At 69.8% G+C, this 18,970-nt stretch carries 15 protein-coding genes and 3 pseudogenes; 9 read left to right on the forward strand and 9 right to left on the reverse strand.

Translation table 11 applies throughout. The features are described from left to right. Positions 1 to 47 precede the first annotated feature (47 nt). Positions 48 to 437 carry a hypothetical protein gene (locus ACZ68L_RS33280; RefSeq protein ID WP_469584576.1) on the reverse strand — a complete coding sequence of 130 codons (390 nt, stop codon included), beginning with the start codon at positions 435 to 437 and terminating at the stop codon, positions 48 to 50. 540 nt (positions 438 to 977) lie between these two features. Here ACZ68L_RS33280 and ACZ68L_RS33285 point away from each other — a divergent pair. Then, a complete protein-coding gene (locus tag ACZ68L_RS33285) occupies positions 978 to 1,310 on the forward strand; it encodes a DUF6479 family protein (RefSeq protein ID WP_469584579.1) in 333 nt (110 codons plus the stop codon). A gap of 112 nt (positions 1,311 to 1,422) precedes the next feature. Further along, a complete protein-coding gene (locus ACZ68L_RS33290; RefSeq protein ID WP_469584582.1) occupies positions 1,423 to 2,250 on the forward strand; it encodes a VOC family protein in 828 nt (275 codons plus the stop codon). A gap of 20 nt (positions 2,251 to 2,270) precedes the next feature. On the opposite strand, the pseudogene ACZ68L_RS33295 reads toward ACZ68L_RS33290, so the two are convergent. Next, positions 2,271 to 2,792, reverse strand: a pseudogene (locus ACZ68L_RS33295) (DUF6328 family protein); the annotation flags it as partial. A gap of 193 nt (positions 2,793 to 2,985) precedes the next feature. Here ACZ68L_RS33295 and ACZ68L_RS33300 point away from each other — a divergent pair. Next, positions 2,986 to 3,366 (forward strand): VOC family protein, encoded by a 381-nt coding sequence (locus ACZ68L_RS33300; RefSeq protein WP_469584586.1) that lies wholly within the window; start codon positions 2,986 to 2,988, stop codon positions 3,364 to 3,366. A gap of 77 nt (positions 3,367 to 3,443) precedes the next feature. On the opposite strand, the gene ACZ68L_RS33305 is transcribed toward ACZ68L_RS33300, so the two are convergent. The 7 genes from ACZ68L_RS33305 to ACZ68L_RS33335 all read right to left on the reverse strand — a co-directional run bounded on the left by ACZ68L_RS33305 (position 3,444) and on the right by ACZ68L_RS33335 (position 10,322). Beyond that, the gene (locus ACZ68L_RS33305; RefSeq protein ID WP_469584589.1) at positions 3,444 to 3,902 is read right to left on the reverse strand and encodes a GNAT family N-acetyltransferase; all 459 of its coding nucleotides are present in this window, start codon (positions 3,900 to 3,902) and stop codon (positions 3,444 to 3,446) included. Between the two features lie 111 nt (positions 3,903 to 4,013). Further along, a complete protein-coding gene (locus tag ACZ68L_RS33310; RefSeq protein ID WP_469584592.1) occupies positions 4,014 to 4,418 on the reverse strand; it encodes a DnaJ family domain-containing protein in 405 nt (134 codons plus the stop codon). 142 nt (positions 4,419 to 4,560) lie between these two features. Beyond that, positions 4,561 to 5,502 carry a hypothetical protein gene (locus ACZ68L_RS33315; protein ID WP_469584594.1) on the reverse strand — a complete coding sequence of 314 codons (942 nt, stop codon included), beginning with the start codon at positions 5,500 to 5,502 and terminating at the stop codon, positions 4,561 to 4,563. A 161-nt stretch (positions 5,503 to 5,663) separates the two neighbouring features. Further along, positions 5,664 to 6,461, reverse strand: a complete 798-nt coding sequence (locus ACZ68L_RS33320; RefSeq protein ID WP_469584597.1) for a tyrosine-protein phosphatase — start codon at positions 6,459 to 6,461, stop codon at positions 5,664 to 5,666. Between the two features lie 549 nt (positions 6,462 to 7,010). Next, on the reverse strand, positions 7,011 to 8,963 hold the full coding sequence (locus ACZ68L_RS33325) for an ABC transporter permease (RefSeq protein ID WP_469584600.1): 1,953 nt from the start codon (positions 8,961 to 8,963) through the stop codon (positions 7,011 to 7,013). Positions 8,964 to 9,071: 108 nt separating this feature from the next. Beyond that, positions 9,072 to 9,878, reverse strand: coding sequence for a molybdate ABC transporter substrate-binding protein (modA, locus tag ACZ68L_RS33330; RefSeq protein ID WP_469584603.1), 807 nt, complete (start codon positions 9,876 to 9,878; stop codon positions 9,072 to 9,074). A gap of 48 nt (positions 9,879 to 9,926) precedes the next feature. After that, entirely contained in the window at positions 9,927 to 10,322 is a 396-nt protein-coding gene (locus ACZ68L_RS33335) for a TOBE domain-containing protein (RefSeq protein WP_469584606.1), read from the reverse strand. 206 nt (positions 10,323 to 10,528) lie between these two features. Here ACZ68L_RS33335 and mutA point away from each other — a divergent pair, with 206 nt between their 5' ends. The 6 genes and pseudogenes from mutA to ACZ68L_RS33365 form a co-directional block, all read left to right on the forward strand. Then, the gene (gene mutA / locus ACZ68L_RS33340) at positions 10,529 to 12,394 is read left to right on the forward strand and encodes a methylmalonyl-CoA mutase small subunit (protein ID WP_469584609.1); all 1,866 of its coding nucleotides are present in this window, start codon (positions 10,529 to 10,531) and stop codon (positions 12,392 to 12,394) included. Continuing rightward, entirely contained in the window at positions 12,394 to 14,595 is a 2,202-nt protein-coding gene (gene scpA / locus ACZ68L_RS33345) for a methylmalonyl-CoA mutase (protein WP_469584612.1), read from the forward strand. Before mutA ends, scpA begins: the two co-directional genes overlap by 1 nt. Positions 14,596 to 14,607: 12 nt before the next feature. Next, entirely contained in the window at positions 14,608 to 15,627 is a 1,020-nt protein-coding gene (meaB, locus tag ACZ68L_RS33350; RefSeq protein ID WP_469584615.1) for a methylmalonyl Co-A mutase-associated GTPase MeaB, read from the forward strand. 134 nt (positions 15,628 to 15,761) lie between these two features. Then, a pseudogene (locus tag ACZ68L_RS33355) lies at positions 15,762 to 16,538 on the forward strand (transposase); the annotation flags it as partial. Positions 16,539 to 17,411: 873 nt separating this feature from the next. Next, positions 17,412 to 18,461 carry a LacI family DNA-binding transcriptional regulator gene (locus ACZ68L_RS33360; protein ID WP_469584618.1) on the forward strand — a complete coding sequence of 350 codons (1,050 nt, stop codon included), beginning with the start codon at positions 17,412 to 17,414 and terminating at the stop codon, positions 18,459 to 18,461. A 126-nt stretch (positions 18,462 to 18,587) separates the two neighbouring features. Continuing rightward, a pseudogene (locus ACZ68L_RS33365) lies at positions 18,588 to 18,970 on the forward strand (IS1380 family transposase); the annotation flags it as partial.

The raw sequence follows: 18,970 nt of genomic DNA on the forward strand, positions 1-18,970 counted from the left end.
GTCGCTTCCCGCCTCATTGCTCCGTCGCCGGGCCGTGGCCCCTCGGCCTATCGGCTCCGCAGGCGCAGGCGCACTTCCTCCTCCTGGTCCCCGGAGACCGTCCCGACGACCCGTACGTCGAAGGCGTGGGCCAGGCTCCTGCGGAGCCGTTCGCACGCCCAGTAGCCGCCCTGCACATCGACCGATACGGGCGCACCGAGCGAAAGTGGCCCCGAGACCACCCGCTCCTCGGTGACATCGACGGTCGCCACCCATGCGGTGGGACGCCTTTCCGCGAGTTTTCTCGGTACGTCGACCGATGCCCGGTCGGTGGTGAAGGCGGCCCTCAGCGCGTCGAAGACCATCCGCGCGTCGTCCGTGGCGCAGCCGCTGATGACGACCGTGACCTCCTGGCCGTGCAGGGTCTCTTCCGATTGCCTCTCCTTGGTGCTGTTCACCGCGGCTCCTTCCGCTCGGCGTGGTGTGACGGCCCCCGCGACGGGGACCGCAGGTGCGGACCGGGCCCTCGGCGGCGATGTCCGCCGTGTGGGTCCGAAGGCGTGCGCGGGCCGGGCCGGCGAGCGGCGCGGACCCGGCCCCGACGGCGTCAGGTCCGCCGGTCCCGCGCCGGGGCTCGTCCGACCGGCCGGACGCGACGGGCCGCCGGCCCACGGCCCGCTGGGGTGGCCGGCACGGTGGCACGCCCCGCGTTCGGCCGGACACCGCAGGCCGAGTACCGGTGGACCCGCCATCGACCGAGCGGTTGCGACACTCCCATCGCCTCCCTCCGGCGATCCGAGGATCATCTCCAGGCTCACCCCGCGGCCGGCCGACGGCGACACGAGGCCGTCGACCGGCCGCGGGGCCGGGAGCCTGAGCCGGATGGCAGCACCGGTCACTCTCGCGCGACCAAAACACTTTTAAGCTCTATATCCACTTAAAATATGAATTCCTGGCCATTATCGAGTGGTAGCTCTGCCGCGGGGTATCCGGGAGGCATGGACGTATCGAACGGAGACCTCGGTTCACTGGCCCTCGACCTCGCCGACGGGCGGGGCGCGACCGGGGCGGTGATGGGCGTTGTCGGAGTGGCGCTGGTGGCCATGCTGATCGGTGCCGTGTGGCTGGGCAGACGGCGTCGCGCCCAGGAACTGCCTCCGCCCCGGCCCGAGGAGCAGCCGCCGCGGCCGGATCACCGCAGCCACATCGAGCAGCGCGATGTCCACGGCGACGACAGCTTCCCGCCCGACAGAAGCGGCCTGTCCCCCTATGAGCTCGGCGACCACGGAAGCGAGACCATCCGTCGCGACAGCGACGAGCAGCGCGACTGACCTTCCGCAGGGCCGGCCGTCTGCCGCGTGTTGCGGGAGCGACCGCCCGCGGTGAGGCTGGTGAGGACCGTCGGCACACGCGGGCCGCAGAACCGATGAAGGCAGTAGGACCATGACCGGAAGTCATCCTGGAGCGGTGTCGATGCCGGCTCCGCTGACCGGATCCGCAGCGCCCTGCTGGGTCAATCTCATGACCCGCGACCTGGAATCGGCGCAGGCGTTCTACGCCGCCGTGCTGGGCTGGTCCTTCCGGCCCGGCAAGCTCGGGCAGGAGTTCTCCGTAGCCCGCCGCGACGACGTGCCGGTCGCCGGCATCGGGGCGGTGGCGACCGCGTACCAGGTGGCCGTTGCCTGGACCCCCTATTTCGCGGTTGCCGACGCGGACGCGGCCGCCTCGCGCATCCGTGAGCGCAGCGGGACGGTCGCGGTGGGGCCGCTGGCGCTCGGCAAGGGGCGCGGCGCGCTGGCCGCGGACCGTGACGGTGCGGTGTTCGGCATCTGGGAGCGGACCGAGCCCGCGACCTCGCCGCCCGCGCCGGACGGCCATTCGCACGCCTGGCTGCGGCTGCACACCAGGAACGCCTTCGACGCCGCGATCTTCTACGGCGGAGTGCTCGACTGGGCGAGCGGGCGGCCCGGTTCCTGCGAGGTGTCGTACGAGACGGACGAGGTCATCGTCGACTGCGACGGCCGGCAGCTCGCCCGGATCAGCTCCGGCGCGGTGGAGGCCGCACCGGATCCGCTGGTCCGCCCGCACTGGCAGGTCTATTTCCCCGTCACGGACCTGGCGGCCACGGTCGAGGCGGCGCGGCGCAACGGCGGCTGCCTGGTCGAGCAGGGTGCGCTGGGGCAGGGCGGCGAGGCGACCCTGCTGGACCCGGACGGCGGGCTGTTCACAGTCACGGACATCCGGGGCCCCGTCGTGAGCGGGTCCGAGTGAACGGACCGGCCCGTTCGGCGGTCATTTCCGGCGTTGGTGCAAGAAGTGGGATGGGCGAGCGCCCGCGCCGGGAACACCAACCAGCAGGCCAGGAACCACAGCGCCATGCCGCCGACCAGCCACAGGGCGAGGGAGTCGTGCAGGGCCACCCGCAGGATGAGCAGCAGCGCGGAACACATGGTGCAGAACAGCAGGACCAGTCCGAGCAGGGTCAGCAGTGAGGCCCAGGTGACCGTCTGCGGCTTGAGCCGTCGCCCGGAGAGCAGACGGTGGTAGGACACCGGCCCGATCAGGGCGGCGGCGGTGGCGGAACCCAGCATCACGGTGACCACGCAGATGGTCCGGTCGGTGTCCGACAGCTCGGCGAAGCGCGGCTGGAAGACGACCGCGAGCAGGAAGCCGAACAGGATCTGGACGCCGGTCTGGGCGACCCGCAGTTCCTGGAGCAGTTCGGTCCACTGCCGGTCCGCCCGCTCCTCGGGCGTCTCGTGGCGGCCCGGGTCGCGGCGCCCGCCGCCGGGGAAGCGAGCTGTCGAGGTCACCGTATGCCTCCGTCCCGATACGCGGAGTGCCTCGCCTTTCCCCCTCCCCCGCCGTAGACCTCACGGCGGGCACAGCGGGGTCTCGACGACCGGCACGGTCCCGCCTAGGATCTTGAGTACGGCATCGCGCGTCGGTCACCGACCGGGTGAGGCGTGGAGGTGCCCGTGAGATGCCCGTTGGAGGCATTCCACAGTGTCAGTCGAGTTGAATCACACCATCATCCACGCCCGGGACAACCGGGAGTCCGCCGAGTTCCTGGCAGACATACTGGGTCTGGAAGTCGGCGCGGAATGGGGCCCGTTCATACCGGTCGCCACCGCGAACGGGGTCACCCTGGACTTCGCGACCGTTCCCGAGGCGTCAATCGTCATGCAGCACTACGCCTTCCTCGTCTCGGAGCCGGAGTTCGACACGGCGTACGCCCGCATCAAGGAGCTCGGGATCACGTACTACGCGGATCCGCATCAGAAGCATCCGGGCGAGATCAACCACAACGACGGCGGCCGAGGCGTGTACTTCCCCGATCCCGTCGGTCACGGCATGGAGATCATCACGCGTCCGTACGGGGGCTGACCCCGCAGCACGACGTCAGGGAAAAGGGGGTCGGCCGGGATCCGCACGCGGTCCCGGCCGGGCCCCTCCGGCTCGGATCAAGCGATCGGCAGCACCAGTTCGGGCCGGTCCCACATCACGGCCGGAGGGTTGGCCGCGAGGGTGCCGGTGCGCTGGGCACCGACACTCCGGTAGAAGCCCTCGGCGGGGGGATGCGAGACGATGCGGACGCCGGTCAGACCGGTGCGCCGCGCCTCGTCACGCAGGTGTCCTATGAGCAGCCGCCCGATGCCGAGTCCTTGTGCGGCGTCGGCCACGAACATGAGGTCGAGCTCCGGCGGGGCGAGGATCAACGAGTAGAACCCGAGGAGCCGGTCCGTGCCGTCCTCGACGGCCGCGAAGACCCGATGGGTCTCGATGTAGTCGGGTCCCACCCGATATCCGGCGACCATGGCGGCGTAGTGCCCCTCATAGGCGCGGGAGGTCCGGACCAGCCGGGTGAGCCGCTTGGCGTCCCGCGCGGTCGCCCGTCTGATCGTCACGGCCTCGCGGCTCATCCCACCATGCGTAATGCTCGCTGTCATGCAAGGAGTATTACGCATCCGGTTGCGGGACGTCCGCTTCCCGATCCGCGACCCTGGGGCCACTTCCCGATCCGCGGCCCTGGGCTACGACGGGCGGTGCGCCGCGCGCCACTCCTCGACGACTGCGTCGATGTCGAACGGCCGGAGGTTCAGCAGCGGCCCCGGCGGCGGCCGTCTGACGGCCGCCCGGATCTTCTCGTTGACCTCGGTCAGCATGCGGCGCACCTCGGCCTCCGTCCGTGCCCCGGACACCGCTTCGGCCACATCCTCCGCCTCTTTGCGCAGCGCCAGGGTCGGCGGGAGCACGGAGACTCCCTCCCGCTGCATCTTCCGCTTGATCCACCAGGTCTCGTCATAGGGAGCGTCGAGACCGTCGAGCGGCTTGCCGAAACCCGGCAACTGCGAGAATTCGCCGCGCTGCTCGGACTCGCGGATCTGCTTGTCCACCCATGATTCGAAGCTGACGCCCGCAGGCTTGCGTTCGGTCAACGTACACCCCTCTCGGAGATGCGTGATCCGGCACCTTCACCATACCCAGGGCCACGGGAGCACCCGCCGCACTGCGTCCTCCGTTCCACAACGGGCGGCGGCGCGGCATCGCTTCAGGTCCGGGGCGCTCCCCCGCACCGTCTCAGTGCGCGTGCGCTCCGGACTTTCCGGCGCCGCTCTCCTGGGGGCCTGCGGCGCCCTTCTCCGGTGCCGCCACCGGCACGGTGAACGCCGCGGTGCGGACCTTCCCTTCGTGCCGGAAGTCGAGGAAGAGCCGGTACGTACCCGCGCTGGGTGCCGTCGCCGCGAAGGACACCGCGGGGCCGGGACCGCCCTCGTTCGGGTGGACGTGCAGATAGGCCAGGTCCCCCGAGCGCAGGGCGACCAGGTGCCCGTACGCCCCTAGATAGGGCTGCAGATCGGTGACGGGCCGGCCGTTCCGGCTGACGGTCAGCTTCAGTTCACCACCCCGGCCTGCGCGGAGTTCGCCGTCGAGTGCGACGCGGTAGCCGTCCACCTCGGCGGTGGCGCGCGGGGCCGGCAGCGCGGCGGGGCGGTAGGTGCCGGAGACGGCCAAGTCCGCGCCGAGCGTGAGGTTCTCGGCACCTTCGGCGGCGGGGGTGAAGTCGGCGAACGCCCGGTACCCGCCGGCCTTGGGCAGGTCGACCGGTGTCGCCCAGGTTCCGTCGGCCGACCGGACCGGATGAAGGTGCCGGAATTCGGTGAGGTCGCTCGAAGCAAGAATGAAGTGCAGCTCCTTGCCGTGCTCGCGCCGGTAGTCGGTGATGTTGCGGCCGTTGTCGTCCTTGACCGCGAACCGGATCTCGGTCCTGGCCCCGGCTCGTATCGCGGGCGTTTCGAGGGCCAGCGCGTAGCCGCCGTCGGAGATCTGCAGCCCGCCGGCCGCGTGGTCCGAGGTCCCCCTCTCCCCGCCCTCCACCCCCTCGCCGTGCCCGGCGTGCCGCTGCGCGGGGCGGTCCTCCGCCGCCACCAGTGGGTCGAGGCCCCGGCCCACGCCGTACGCGGTCCCGAAGGTCGCGGCGAGCGCGGCGGCGAAGGCGGTGATCCTCAGTGCGTTGTTCATGACGGTGTCCTCCATCGGGTCCATCAGGAGGCAGCGCCCCCGATGAAGCCCAACATACCCCCTGGGGGTATCAAGTCAACCCGGGAGTACACCATCGCTCCCCACTCTCGCGAGGAACCGGCCGAGGACATCGGCCAGGGACCGGAGTCCTGGCGTTCGGCTCAGGCCGACACGACGAGCCCGCCCCGCAGGCGCTCCACCGCGGCCTCTGGAATCCTCAGACCGTCACGCACATACCCGTCGAGGCCGCCCCACCTCTCGTCCATCGCGTCGAGCGCCATGGCGAGATAGCGGGGACGGACCTCGGTGATCGCGGACGCGATCTCCGGATCACCGCCCGCGTCGAGAAAGCCCTGTACGTACGGCGCGTAGGCGACTCGTACGACCGGATTCACGGCGAGGAACTCGGACCGCACCACGTCCCGCGACGCTCCGAGCAGCATCAGGAGCAGCGCGGTGGCCCAGCCGGTACGGTCCTTGCCCGCTGTGCAGTGGAAGAGCACCGGGCGGGCGCGGTCGTCGGCGGCCGTCTCGACGAAGGCCCGGTACGCCGCGGCGGCCCCCGGTGAGAGCACCATCTGCCGGTAGGTCTCGGCGAACATCTCCTCCGCCTTCCCGCTCCCCAGCAACTGCTCCGCCGCCACCGGGTCGGCGAGCAGCGCGCGCAGCCGGGCAGGGGCCACACCCGGGTTGTCCCCGAGCACATCGGCGACGAAGAGCCGGGCGCCGGGAGGCAGCCGGTCGGGTTCCGCCGCACGCTCGTCGGCGGTCCGCAGATCGACGACGGTGCGGATGCCGAGCGCGGCCACCGCCCTGTCCTGCGCTGCGTCCAGCCCGCTGAGCTGACCGGAGCGCAGCACCACGCCCGGCCGGAAGCGATGCCCGGTTCCCAGGGCGATGCCGCCCAGATCGCGCAGATTGATGACGGTGGATGCCGGGACTGCCCTGGCGGTCTGCACGATGAACTTCCCCTTTTCCCGACACGAAGGCGAATTGATTCGATCTGACCCGATCAAACGTCGCACGCGGCCAGGAATTCGACAAAGTAAAACGCCGCACGGGCCCCGATCGGGGACTGCGCAACGGACGGGGAGAACATGAAATCGCCACCACTCCACTCCGCTCCAGGGCAGGAACACCAGGTCAGGAACACGACGCATTCGATGGAGCGCGTTCCCGGACATCCCCCTCGACGAGGACCGGTGGTGTGTGCGCAACAGCTCCGACGGCTGTTGAAATTTCGGCCGCCCGAATCCTCACCACGGTCCGATCGGGGCCGGTCCGCCGGAAACTTCGCGCGGATCCGCACCGCCTTGGAGGCGAGCGTTTCGGCGTACGCCCGCGCGAGGGGACCAGTGGACCGGCTGCCCGGAAGGGCCATGACGACGTGCCCCCGCGCCCCCTGGGCACGAGCGCGTCCTCACCTGACGAAGGGACTGTCAGAGGCATGGCATCGGCCGTTCGGCGCCGCCTGGTACTGAACACCGGCGGACGCACGGCCGATCGACTCACAGAGCGACGACGGTGACCTCGGTCGCCTTGACGCTGGTCCACACGACCGTCCCCTCACGGAGTCCCAGCTCGGTCGCCGCCTCGGGGGTGATCTCGGCGACCAGGTCCGGAACCTCGTCCGACACGATCACGACCCGGAGGCGGCTGCCCACGGCGGTGAGCTCACGAACCGTGCCGGGCCACACGTTGCGGGGGCTTCCGCCGGGCCTGTCGTGGTGCACGGAGACCGCTTCCGGCGCGATGATCGCGAGGGCGGCCGTCCCTTCGGCGAGAGAGTCCGCGACGACCAGCCGGCCGCCGTCGGCGAGGGCGAGGGTGCCGTCGGGGGCGGCGGTGCCGGGCCAGGCGTTGCGGCCGAGCATCCGGGCGACCCAGGGCGAGCGCGGATGCCGGGTCACCTCGGCCGGTGCGGCGTCCTGAAGGGTGCGGCCTTCGTCGAGTACGAGGACCCGGTCGGCCAGGGACACCGCTTCGACGGGGTCGTGGGTGACGATCAGACAGACGCCGCCGAACCCGGCGAGATGGGTGCGCAGGGTGTGCCGGACATGGGCCCGGGTGGTCTGGTCGAGGGCGGCGAGCGGCTCGTCGAGCAGCAGCAGCCAGGGGCGGGCGGCCAGCGCGCGGGCCAGGGCCACGCGCTGGGCCTGGCCGCCCGAGAGCTGGGCGGGCCTGCGGTGCGCGAGATGACCGACGCCCAGCCGGTCCAGCCACTGCCGCGCCTCGCGGCGGGCCTCGGCGCGGGGGACGCCGTGGGCCCGCAGCCCGTACGCCGTGTTCGTCAGTGCGCTCAGATGCGGAAAGAGCGCGCCGTTCTGCGGCACCCAGGCGACCTGACGACGGTGCGGGGGCAACGCGGTGACGTCGGTGTCGCCGAGGTGCAGCCGGGCCCGGGCGCGCGGGGTGAGGCCGAGGAGAGCGCGCAGCAGGGTCGTCTTGCCCGCACCGTTGGGTCCGACGACGGCGATCGTGGTGCCGGGTGCCGCGTCGAGGGTCAGCCGGTTGAAGCCGGTGACCTCGGCGTGCAGCGAGCGGCGTTCCTGCGGGACCGGCGGCGTCATGTGGTTCGGCGGGGCGGCCGGGGTGCGTGCTCCGTCCGTGTCGTCCGCGCTGTCCAGGGCGGGTTCGGCGTCGCGCGAGCGGTCGCGCGGGGTCCCGGTCCAGCGTCCGCGCAGCCCGACGAGTACGGCCATGGCGATGGCGAGCAGCAGGAGCGAGACGGAGGTGGCGGCCTCCGGGGAGTCCTGGAGCAACAGGTAGACCTGGAGGGGCAGCGTCTGGGTGGTACCGGGCAGGTTGCCCGCGAAGGTGATGGTCGCGCCGAACTCGCCGAGTGCCCGCGCCCAGGTGAGTGCGGCCCCGGCGGCGAGGCCGGGGGCGACCATGGGGAGGGTCACGGTGAAGAACACCCGGGCCGGTGAGGCTCCCAGGGAGGCGGCGGTCTCCTCGTACGAGGGACGCAGCCCGGCCAGTGCCCCTTCGAGGCTGATCACGAGGAACGGCATCGCGACGAAAGTCGCCGCGACCACCGCGCCCGAGGTGTGGAACGGCAGCGTGATCCCGAAGGTCTCCTCCAGCCAGGGGCCTAGCAGGCCCCGGCGACCGAAGCCGAGGAGGAGTGCCACGCCTCCGACGGTGGGCGGCAGCACCATCGGCAGGAGGACCAGCGAGCGCACGAGCGCCTTGCCGGGGAAGTCGACCCGGGCCAGCAGCCAGGCCAGGGGCACCCCGAGCAGGAGTGAGAGGCCCAGGGCCCAGAACGAGACGAGCAGGGACAGCCTGAGGGCCTGTATGACACCCGGATTGGTGAGATGGGTTCCCAGGTCCGTCCAGGAGGTACGCGCGAGGATGCCTATCAACGGCATCATCAGGAACGCGACGGCGAGCAGCGCGGGGAGCGCCAGGGCGACAGGGGTACGCGCGCCGGGCACACGGCTGCGGAGGGCTCTCATCGGAGGTTCCCGGGATCGGTCGGTGGGTGCGGGACTGGCTCGACCGCACGAGGGCTGCCCGGTCCCCCCGTCCCGGGCAGCCCTCGTGCGGTGCGTACGGTGCGCCGGCTACGGCTGCTGGAAGCCCGCGGCCTGCAGGATCTTCTGCGCCTCGGGAGAGCTGAGCCACTTCACGAACGCCGTGGCGGCCTCGGAGTTCTTGGACTGCCGCAGCGTGGCCGCCGGGTAGGAGGCCACCGCGTTCTGCGCGTCGGGGATGTCGACGGCGTCGACCTTGTCGGTGGCCGTGGCCGCGTCCGTCTTGTAGACGATGCCCGCATCGGCCTCGCCCAGCTCGACCTTGCTGAGGACGGCGCGGACGTTGGGTTCCTGGGAGACCGGCTTGACGGTGAGCTTCTGGGCGTCGAGGACCTGCTGACTGTAGCGGCCGACCGGCACCTCGGGGGCGGCCAGGACGACCTTCAGCTTGGGGTTGGTCAGGTCCTTCAGGTTCGCGATCTTCTCCGGGTTGCCCTCCCCGGTGGCGATGACGAGACGGTTCTTGGCGATGACGGTGGGGGTGCCGGTGTCGGACTTCAGCCCGTCCATCGTCTTGGTGTCGGCGGTGACGAGGGCATCGGCGGGGGCGCCCTGCTTCACCTGCGCGGCGAGCTCCTGGGACCCGGCGAAGGAGAACGTCACCTTCGCACCCGGGTGCTCCTTCTCGTACGCGGCGCCCGCGGTCTTGAACACATCGGTGAGCGAGGCCGCGGCCAGCACCGTGAGCCGGGCCTCGGGGGCACCGGAGGACGAAGCGGACTTGCCGCCGGAGTCCTTCTTGTTGTCGTCACCGCTGCTGCAGGCGGCGAGCGGGACGAGCAGCGCTGCGGTCACGATCGCGGCGGCGGCGCGGCGTCTGGTGAAGGTGGTCGTCATGTTGCCGAAGGCTCCTTGAGGGTGATGCACGTCGTAGGTGATGCGCGATCAGGTGCGGTCGATGTACACGCTGGTGGACTTCACACGAGCGGTGGCCCGCATGCCGACCTCCAGTCCGAGCTCCTCGACGGCCTCCCGGGTGAGCAGCGACACCAGCCGGTGCGGGCCTGCCTGGATCTCGACCTGGGCCGCGATATCGCCGAGCTTCAGTCCGGTGACGATGCCCGGGAAGGCGTTGCGGGCCGAGGTGTACGAGGCTTCCTCCTCGCCTCCGCCGCCTTGGCCGATCTCGATGGAGAACGCGGCCAGATCGCGGCCGTCGATGAGCCTGCGGCCGCCTTCGTCGCGATGGGTCGCGACCCTTCCGGCGTCCGCCCAGCGGCGGGCCGTGTCGGGGCTGACCCCCAGGAGACGCGCCGCCTGCCCGATTGTGTAGGACTGCATGTGCGACAAGATATTCGGATTGGTCTCGCAGCTGCAATCCATTCTGCTGATATGTGGAGCAAATGCCAGTCTGCTTGGAGGAAGCGCCAAGCCTCGGATCGACGTCGGCTGCGCGACCGTGTGTGAAGGGGCGGGTGCTCTCGGAGAGGGCAAGGTCACAGACGGAGCCCCTGCTGCTCGCCTGAGACCTGACCTAGCATCTGGGCATGACGGTCCAGCCTGCCGACGGGCTTTCGTTGGCCGCCGATTTCCCTCAACCCGCCCATGAGCAGTGGCAGAGCCTCGTCGAAGGCGTGCTGCGCAAGTCGGGCAAGGATGTTGCGGGTTCGGCCGCCGAGGAAGCGCTGTCCACCACAGTGGAGGACGGGCTCATCACCCGTCCTCTGTACACCTCGCGCGACAGCGCTCCCGATGCCGGACATCCGGGCTTCGCCCCCTTCACCCGCGGCGGCACGGCCGAGGGCAACGCGGCGGGCGGCTGGGACGTACGACAGCGACACGCCCTGCCGGATCCCGCGCGTCTCAATGAGGCGGTACTCGCAGATCTGGAGAACGGTGTCACCTCGCTGTGGCTGACCGTGGGCGGTACCGGGGGCGTGCCGGTGTCCGCTCTGGCGAGGGCGCTGGACGGCGTCCACCTCGATCTGGCTCCCGTGGTGCTCGACGCCGGCGGTCACTTCGACGCGGCGGCGACGGAGTTGCTGCGGCTCCACGCCGAGCGCGGCGTCGATGCGCGGGACGCCCGCGGCAACCTCGGCGCCGACCCGCTCGGGCTGGCCGCCCGCAGCGGTGCCGAAGCCGATCTGACGGCCGCCGTCCACTGGGCGCGGCGGTGCGCGCGGGAGTGTCCCGGAATGCGGGCCCTGACCGTCGACGCGCTGCCATACCACGAGGCCGGCGGTTCGGCCGCCGAGGAGCTGGGCGCTTCGCTGGCCACCGGTGTCGCCTATCTGCGGGCACTCACGGAGGCCGGCCTCACGGTCGAAGAGGCCTGTGCGCAGCTGGAGTTCAGGTACGCGGCGACGGCCGATCAGTTCCTGACCGTCGCCAAGCTGCGGGCCGCGCGACGGTTGTGGGCGCGGGTGGCCGAGGTGTGCGGTGCCGCCGCTGCGGGGGCGCAGCTCCAGCACGCGGTGACGTCCTCGGTGATGATGACGCGGCGCGACCCCTGGGTGAACATGCTGCGGACGACGCTGGCATGTCTGGGAGCGGGTGTCGGCGGGGCCGACTCCGTCACGGTGCTGCCCTTCGATCACGCTCTGGGTCTGCCGGACGCGTTCGCCCGGCGCATCGCCCGTAACACATCGGCCATCCTGCTGGAGGAGTCGCATCTGGCCCGGGTGATCGACCCGGCGGGCGGTTCCTGGTACGTGGAACGACTCACGGCCGAACTCGCCGACGCCGCCTGGGCGTTCTTCCAGGAGATCGAGCGGTCGGGCGGCCAGGCGGCCGCCCTGGGTTCGGGGATGATCGGCGAGCGTCTCGCGGCGACCTGGGCGGCGCGGGCCAAGGATCTGGCGCGGCGCAAGGAGCCGGTCACCGGGGTCAGTGAGTTCCCGCAGCTGGCGGAGCGCCCGGTGGAGCGCGAGGCGGCCCCCGTCGAGATGTCCGCCGCGGCATCGGGCGGTCTGCCCAGGGTCCGTCGTGACGAGGCGTTCGAGGCGCTGCGTGCCCGGTCGGACGCACATCTCGCGGCAACCGGGCAGCGACCCAGGGTGTTCCTGGCCGCGCTCGGCCCGGCCGCGGCCCACACCGCGCGGGCGTCGTTCGCCTCGAACCTGTTCCAGGCGGGCGGGATCGAACCGGTCCACGACCCGGTATCCGTCGACGCGACCACGGCGGCCGACGCGTTCCGGGCGAGCGGGGCCGCCGTGGCGTGCCTGTGCTCCAGCGACGCGCTCTACGCCGAGCAGGCCGGGGCGGTCGCCGAGGCACTGCGCTCAGGCGGTGCCCAGCGGGTGTTCCTCGCCGGCCGGCCCGGGGAGTACACCGGTGTCGACGAGTACGTCTTCGCGGGCTCCGACGTGGTGGCCGTGCTCTCTTCCGTCCTCGACCGTATGGGTGTGGCGTAATGCGTATCCCTGACTTCTCCGACATCGAACTCGGACCGGGCGACGCCGCCGAAGTGTCCGAGGACCAGTGGCGCACCGCCGTGAAGGAGTCCTCCGGCCGCTCCGACGACGATCTGCTGTGGGAGACCCCGGAGGGCATCACGGTCAAGCCGCTGTACACCGGGCGCGACCTGGAGGGGCTCGACTTCCTCGGCACGTATCCGGGTATCGCCCCGTATCTACGGGGCCCGTATCCGACGATGTACGTCAACCAGCCCTGGACGATCCGGCAGTACGCCGGGTTCTCCACGGCCGAGGAGTCCAACGCCTTCTACCGCCGCAATCTCGCCGCCGGGCAGAAGGGCCTCTCGGTCGCCTTCGACCTGCCGACGCACCGCGGCTACGACAGCGACCACCCGCGGGTGACCGGCGACGTCGGCATGGCGGGGGTGGCCATCGACTCGATCTACGACATGCGCCAGCTCTTCGACGGCATCCCGCTGGACCGGATGTCGGTGTCGATGACGATGAACGGCGCGGTGCTCCCCGTCCTCGCGCTGTACATCGTGGCCGCCGAGGAGCAGGGCGTCGGGCCCGAGAAGCTGGCCGGGACCATTCAGAACGACATTCTGAAGGAGTTCATGGTCCGTAACACGTACATCTATCCGCCGAAGCCCTCGATGCGGATCATCTCCGACATCTTCGCCTACACCTCGCAGAAGATGCCGCGCTACAACTCGATCTCCATCTCCGGCTATCACATCCAGGAGGCGGGTGCGACCGCCGACCTGGAGCTGGCGTACACCCTCGCGGACGGGGTGGAGTATCTGCGGGCCGGGCGGGACGCCGGGCTGGACGTGGACGCCTTCGCGCCGCGTCTGTCGTTCTTCTGGGCGATCGGCATGAACTTCTTCATGGAGATCGCGAAGTTGCGGGCGGCCCGGCTGCTGTGGGCCAAGCTGGTCAGGGAGTTCGAGCCGAAGAACGCCAAGTCACTCTCCCTGCGCACGCATTCGCAGACGTCGGGATGGTCGCTGACCGCGCAGGACGTGTTCAACAACGTCACCCGGACCTGTGTGGAGGCGATGGCCGCCACCCAGGGGCACACCCAGTCGCTGCACACCAACGCGCTCGACGAGGCACTCGCCCTGCCGACGGACTTCTCGGCCCGGATCGCCCGGAACACCCAGCTGCTGATCCAGCAGGAATCGGGGACCGGCCGGGTGATCGACCCGTGGGGCGGCAGCGCCTACGTGGAGCGGCTGACGTACGACCTGGCACGCCGGGCCTGGCAGCACATCCAGGAGGTCGAGGCGGCGGGCGGCATGGCTCAGGCCATCGACGCGGGCATCCCGAAGCTCCGGGTCGAGGAGGCCGCGGCCCGTACCCAGGCGCGGATCGACTCCGGCCGCCAGCCGGTGATCGGGGTCAACAAGTACCGGGTGGAGACCGACGAGCAGATCGATGTGCTCAAGGTCGACAACTCCTCGGTGCGCACCCAGCAGATCGAGAAACTGCGCCGGCTGCGCGAGGAGCGCGACGAGCAGGCCTGCCGGGCGGCCCTGCGGGCGCTGACGGCCGCTGCCGAGCGGGCCCCCGGCCCCGGCCTCGAAGGCAATCTGCTGGCACTCGCCGTCGACGCGGCACGTGCGATGGCGACCGTGGGCGAGATCTCGGACGCCCTGGAGAAGGTGTACGGGAGGCATGCGGGCCAGATCCGTACGATCTCCGGTGTGTATCGCAACGAGGCAGGTGAGTCTCCTTCCGTGGACCGCACCCGGACGCTGGTGAACCGGTTCGAGGAGGCCGAGGGGCGCCGTCCGCGCATTCTCGTCGCCAAGATGGGGCAGGACGGCCACGACCGCGGCCAGAAGGTCATCTCGACGGCCTTCGCCGACCTGGGCTTCGACGTCGACGTCGGCCCGCTGTTCCAGACGCCGGCCGAGGTGGCACGGCAGGCGGTGGAGGCGGACGTGCACATCGTGGGCGTCTCCTCACTGGCCGCCGGACACCTCACCCTCGTACCGGCGCTCCGCGAGGGACTGGCCGCCGAGGGCCGCGACGACATCATGATCGTGGTGGGCGGGGTGATTCCGCCGCAGGACGTCGAGGCGCTGCACGAGGCCGGCGCGACGGCCGTGTTCCCGCCCGGCACGGTGATTCCGGATGCCGCGCACGACCTGGTGACGCGGCTCGGTGCCGCGCTCGGCCATGAGTTGTGAGCGGCTGATCCGATGCCAGTGAAGATCGACATCGACAGCTATGCGAAGGGGGTCCTCGACGGGAAGCGGGCGTACATCGCCCGCGCCATCACGCTCGTCGAGTCCACCCGCCCCGATCACCGGGCGCTGGCCCAGCGGTTGCTACGTGAATTGCTCCCGCACTCCGGCAACGCCCGGCGCATCGGCATCAGTGGCGTGCCGGGAGTCGGTAAGTCCACGTTCATCGACACCCTCGGCACGATGCTCACCGGGCTCGGGCATCGCGTCGCGGTGCTGGCCGTCGATCCCTCCTCCAGCCGTACCGGCGGCTCCATCCTGGGCGACAAGACCAGGATGGAGCGCCTCGCGGTGGATCCCGCCGCGTTCGTCCGCCCCTCCCCCACCGCCGGAACGCTCGGCGGGGTGGCCAAGGCGACCCGGGAGTCCATCGTGGTGATGGAGGCGGCTGGATACGACGTGGTGCTGGTCGAGACCGTCGGCGTCGGCCAGTCGGAGACGGCGGTGGCCAATATGGTCGACTCGTTCCTCCTGCTGACGCTGGCCCGTACCGGCGATCAGCTCCAGGGCATCAAGAAGGGGGTCCTGGAGCTGGCGGACGCCATCGCGGTCAACAAGGCGGACGGCCCGCACGAGCGCGACGCGCGCGCGGCCGCGCGTGAACTGGCGGGCGCGCTGCGGCTGATGCACCCGGCGGACGCGGCCTGGACGCCCCCGGTGCTCACCTGCAGCGCCCGCGAGTCGACCGGTCTCGACACGCTGTGGGAGCGGCTGGAGCAGCATCGCGGGCTGCTCGAATCGACCGGCCGGCTCGCCGTCAAACGGCGCGACCAGCAGGTCGACTGGACCTGGACGATGGTCCGGGACGAGCTGCTGGAGAGTCTGCGCGGCCACCCGGGGGTGCGTTCCCTCGCTCCGGATCTGGAACAGCGGGTACGGGAAGGCGAGTTGACCGCCACGCTGGCGGCCGAGCAGATCCTGGCCGCGTTCCGTGGCTCGATCCCGGCGGTGGAGGCCGGCGGTCCGGCGGGTTAGCCTCGCGCTTTCATGAGCGTGCTCGTCCATGCCTTGATCAAATAAGCGGAGAGTGCTCCTGACCTGCAACGATGGGACTTGTCTAGGGTCCTGTTGGCTGCACGGAAAGAAGCACTCTCCAGGCGAGCAAGCGTATCGGGTTGTACCCGCGTGTCCGCGTCGAGGGCGGTGGCAGCGGGGCGGTCTCGCAGGCCGGGGCGGTGCTGCTGGTCGAGACGGTCCGCAAGTCCGGTCTGGACACCGCGATATCGGTGGCATTGGCACCGTGGCGCAAGCCGCGGGCAGTACACGACCCAGGCAAGGTTCTGCTGGATGTCGCACTCGGAGTTGCTCTGGGCGGGGACTGCCTCGCCGATGTCGCCATGCTGCGGGCCGAGCCCGACGTGTTCGGCCCGATGGCGTCCGACCCCACGGTCTCACGGCTCATCGACGCCCTCGCCGCAGCCGGACCGAAATCGCTCACCGCGATCCGGTCGGCGCGGGCCGAAGTACGCTCGCGGGTCTGGGAACTGGCCGGGGCGAACAGCCCCGCCGCCGACGGCTCGATGATCGTGGACATCGACGGCGTGCTCGTCCTTGCACACTCCGAGAAGCAGGACGCCACCGCGACCTGGAAGAAGACCTTTGGCCATCATCCGCTCGTCGCGTTCGTCGACCACGGCCAGGCCGGTTCCGGAGAGCCGGTGGCAGCCCTGCTGCGGCCCGGCAACGCAGGCTCCAACACCGCGAGCGATCACATCACCACCACTGGGCTCGCCCTGGCCCAACTCCCCAAACACCTGCGGCGGGGCCGGCAGACACTGATCCGCACGGACTCCGCCGGCGGCACCCACGCCTTCCTCGACTGGCTCTCCCGTCGGGGCGGCCAGCATCACGCCGAAGTCGGTGCTTTGGGTGCCCAATCCCGACATGGAGCGCAGGTCCTTCGTTACCGCCCGGAAGCTGCAACCCAAGTTCGAATTGTCTGTGCCTCCGATCCGTAGGGGTTCGACGGAAGGCGCTGCCGGTCATCGACAAGCATTCGCCCACGGCAGAAACGAAAGAACTTCAAAGGGCTAGAACCTTCGCCGGGATCATGTCAACGCACAACGTCACGGAAAACACTAGGTCAGACGTCTCAGCCACTCCGGCGAGGTGAAAGAGTGTGGCTGATTTGGACTCCCGTGCTACATCAGGCGCTTTCTGGTGTGACCCCTACGCAGGAGGCCAGTCTATCGGATTCCGCTACTCGATCCGCCCCCTGAACTTCTCTCGCCACCCTTGCGTTCGGCGCACTAAATGCCCGATATTGCCAGTTGGCTGGTGATTTCGCTTCCGCGTCCACTAGAGCCAAAAATTGACACGTGGTGAATGTCGTTGCGGCTCCTGGGTGTGCCGTGGTGCGAAATCTGGACCGCCTCGCAAATGCGGTTCGACAGGTACCCGGACCGGTCGACCTTGCATACCCTGGCGACAGCTCCACGTCCTCGGCCAACCTCCGGAACACTCCGCCCTCGGTGTCACCCGTAGGCGGAAACCGCAACGGCGTCCCTGACTCATCTCGTGCACGTTCATCGCAATCAGGGCCGCGCATCGATTCGAAGGAGTGGCGATCGAGAGGTCGAACTCGCCGGTCCACGCTCTGTGGCGTCGATCACACATGGGCGGCTTGCTCGAACTACCCTGGGCATACAGGTCACTTGACGGAGAGCAAAGACATTGAGATCATTCAAAATGATCTCGACCTTCCTTTGATCGGCCGAGACCACTTGTTTTTGTGTACAGCGCCATAAGTTGGGGGGACAGTGGCAAGCAAAACCAACTCGGGCGGGCGCGGCAGCAAGCCGGCAACTCTTGCATTGGTCGCACAGCATTCAGGAGTCTCGCCCCAGACGGTATCCAATGCGCTGAATTCCCCCGATCTCCTTGCGCCGGAGACATTGGCGCGGGTTCGGAAATCCATAGAGAAACTGGACTACCGACCTCATCGAGCAGCACGCTCACTCCGCACCAGAGCCAGCCGGCTCATCGGCTTCGAAATACAGCTGGGGGCCTTTGGTTTCTCCGGACCCGCGATGGAGGACTTTCTCCACGCATTGTCGGAATCTGCCAGCAAAGCTGGGTACGACATCCTCCTTTTCGGGGCACCCACGGACCGAGGGGACGGAACAGAACGCTACGCCGAGCTGTTGCGTGAACGGTCCGTCGACGCCTTCATCCTGACCAACACCCATCGGGGCGACCGTCGCCCAGGCCTACTCCGCAAGCGCGGCATCCCCTTCGTCGCTTTCGGCCGCTGGTCGGCCCGAGGCGCGGAGGACTGGGTGGATGTGGACGGTGCGCACGGGACTGCGGCTGCCGTCGACCATCTGGTTGGCCTCGGTCACCGGAAGATAGCTTTCCTCGGCTGGCCCAAGGGCTCGGGCGTCGGTGACGACCGGGAACAGGGTTGGAGAGGGGCGATGCTCCGGCATCGACTCTCCGTACGTGGCTTGCGAGTCAGCGCACTGGACGACGCTGATGCCGCACGGGAAGCGGTCGAAGGACTCTTCTCGACGGGTGTCACCGCGGTGGTCGCAGCCAGCGACACGTTGGCCTTGGGCTGTTATCAAGCGCTGCGGCTGCTCGGGCTCGTGCCTGGTCGTGATGTCGCCGTCATCGGTTTCGACGATTCCGCCGCATCCAAGTTGCTCTCGCCCGGCCTGAGCAGTGTCCGCCAGCCGTTGCAGGAGGTCGGGCACTCCTGCGTGCGACTCCTGCTGGCCCGCGTCGAAGAACCGCAACGGGACCCGGAACAGATCCTCCTGCAGCCGGAGTTGATCGTCCGAGAAAGCGCGACAGGGCCATCGAGCTAAACGAGGACCTGTCAGCGGCTCTAACCTCGCCGTTTCGGTTGGGGCGGAGTCAAGTGGTGGCCGGAAACGCGAAAGTGCCTTCTGAACTGGGACGATGAACCTTGTCGAGGGGTTCTATCGGTCCAAGTGGAAGGCACTTTCTGCGTGAAGGTTATCGGTTCGCGTCCCCGGGTTCATGTCTCCGCTGACGGAACGGGGGTGGTCGGGCATGCCGGAGCACGTCTGCTGGCCGATCTCGCCGATGCAACCGGGTTGACGAGTGCGTACTCCACCGTGCTGGGTCCGCTGCGGCCGCGTGGGACCGGCCATGATCCCGGCCGGGTCGCCGTCGATCTGGCGGTGACGCTCGCCAACGGCGGCGAGACCATCACGGACTTGGCCGTGCTGCGGGACCAGGGCGAGGTGTTTGGACCAGTGGCCTCCACGCCCACCGCGTGGCGACTGCTCGCCGACGCCGACGAGAGGGTGCTGGCCCGGCTGCGATCGGCACGTTCTCGTGCCCGGGAGAC

The organism is Streptomyces sp. NPDC104309, from assembly GCF_055584025.1.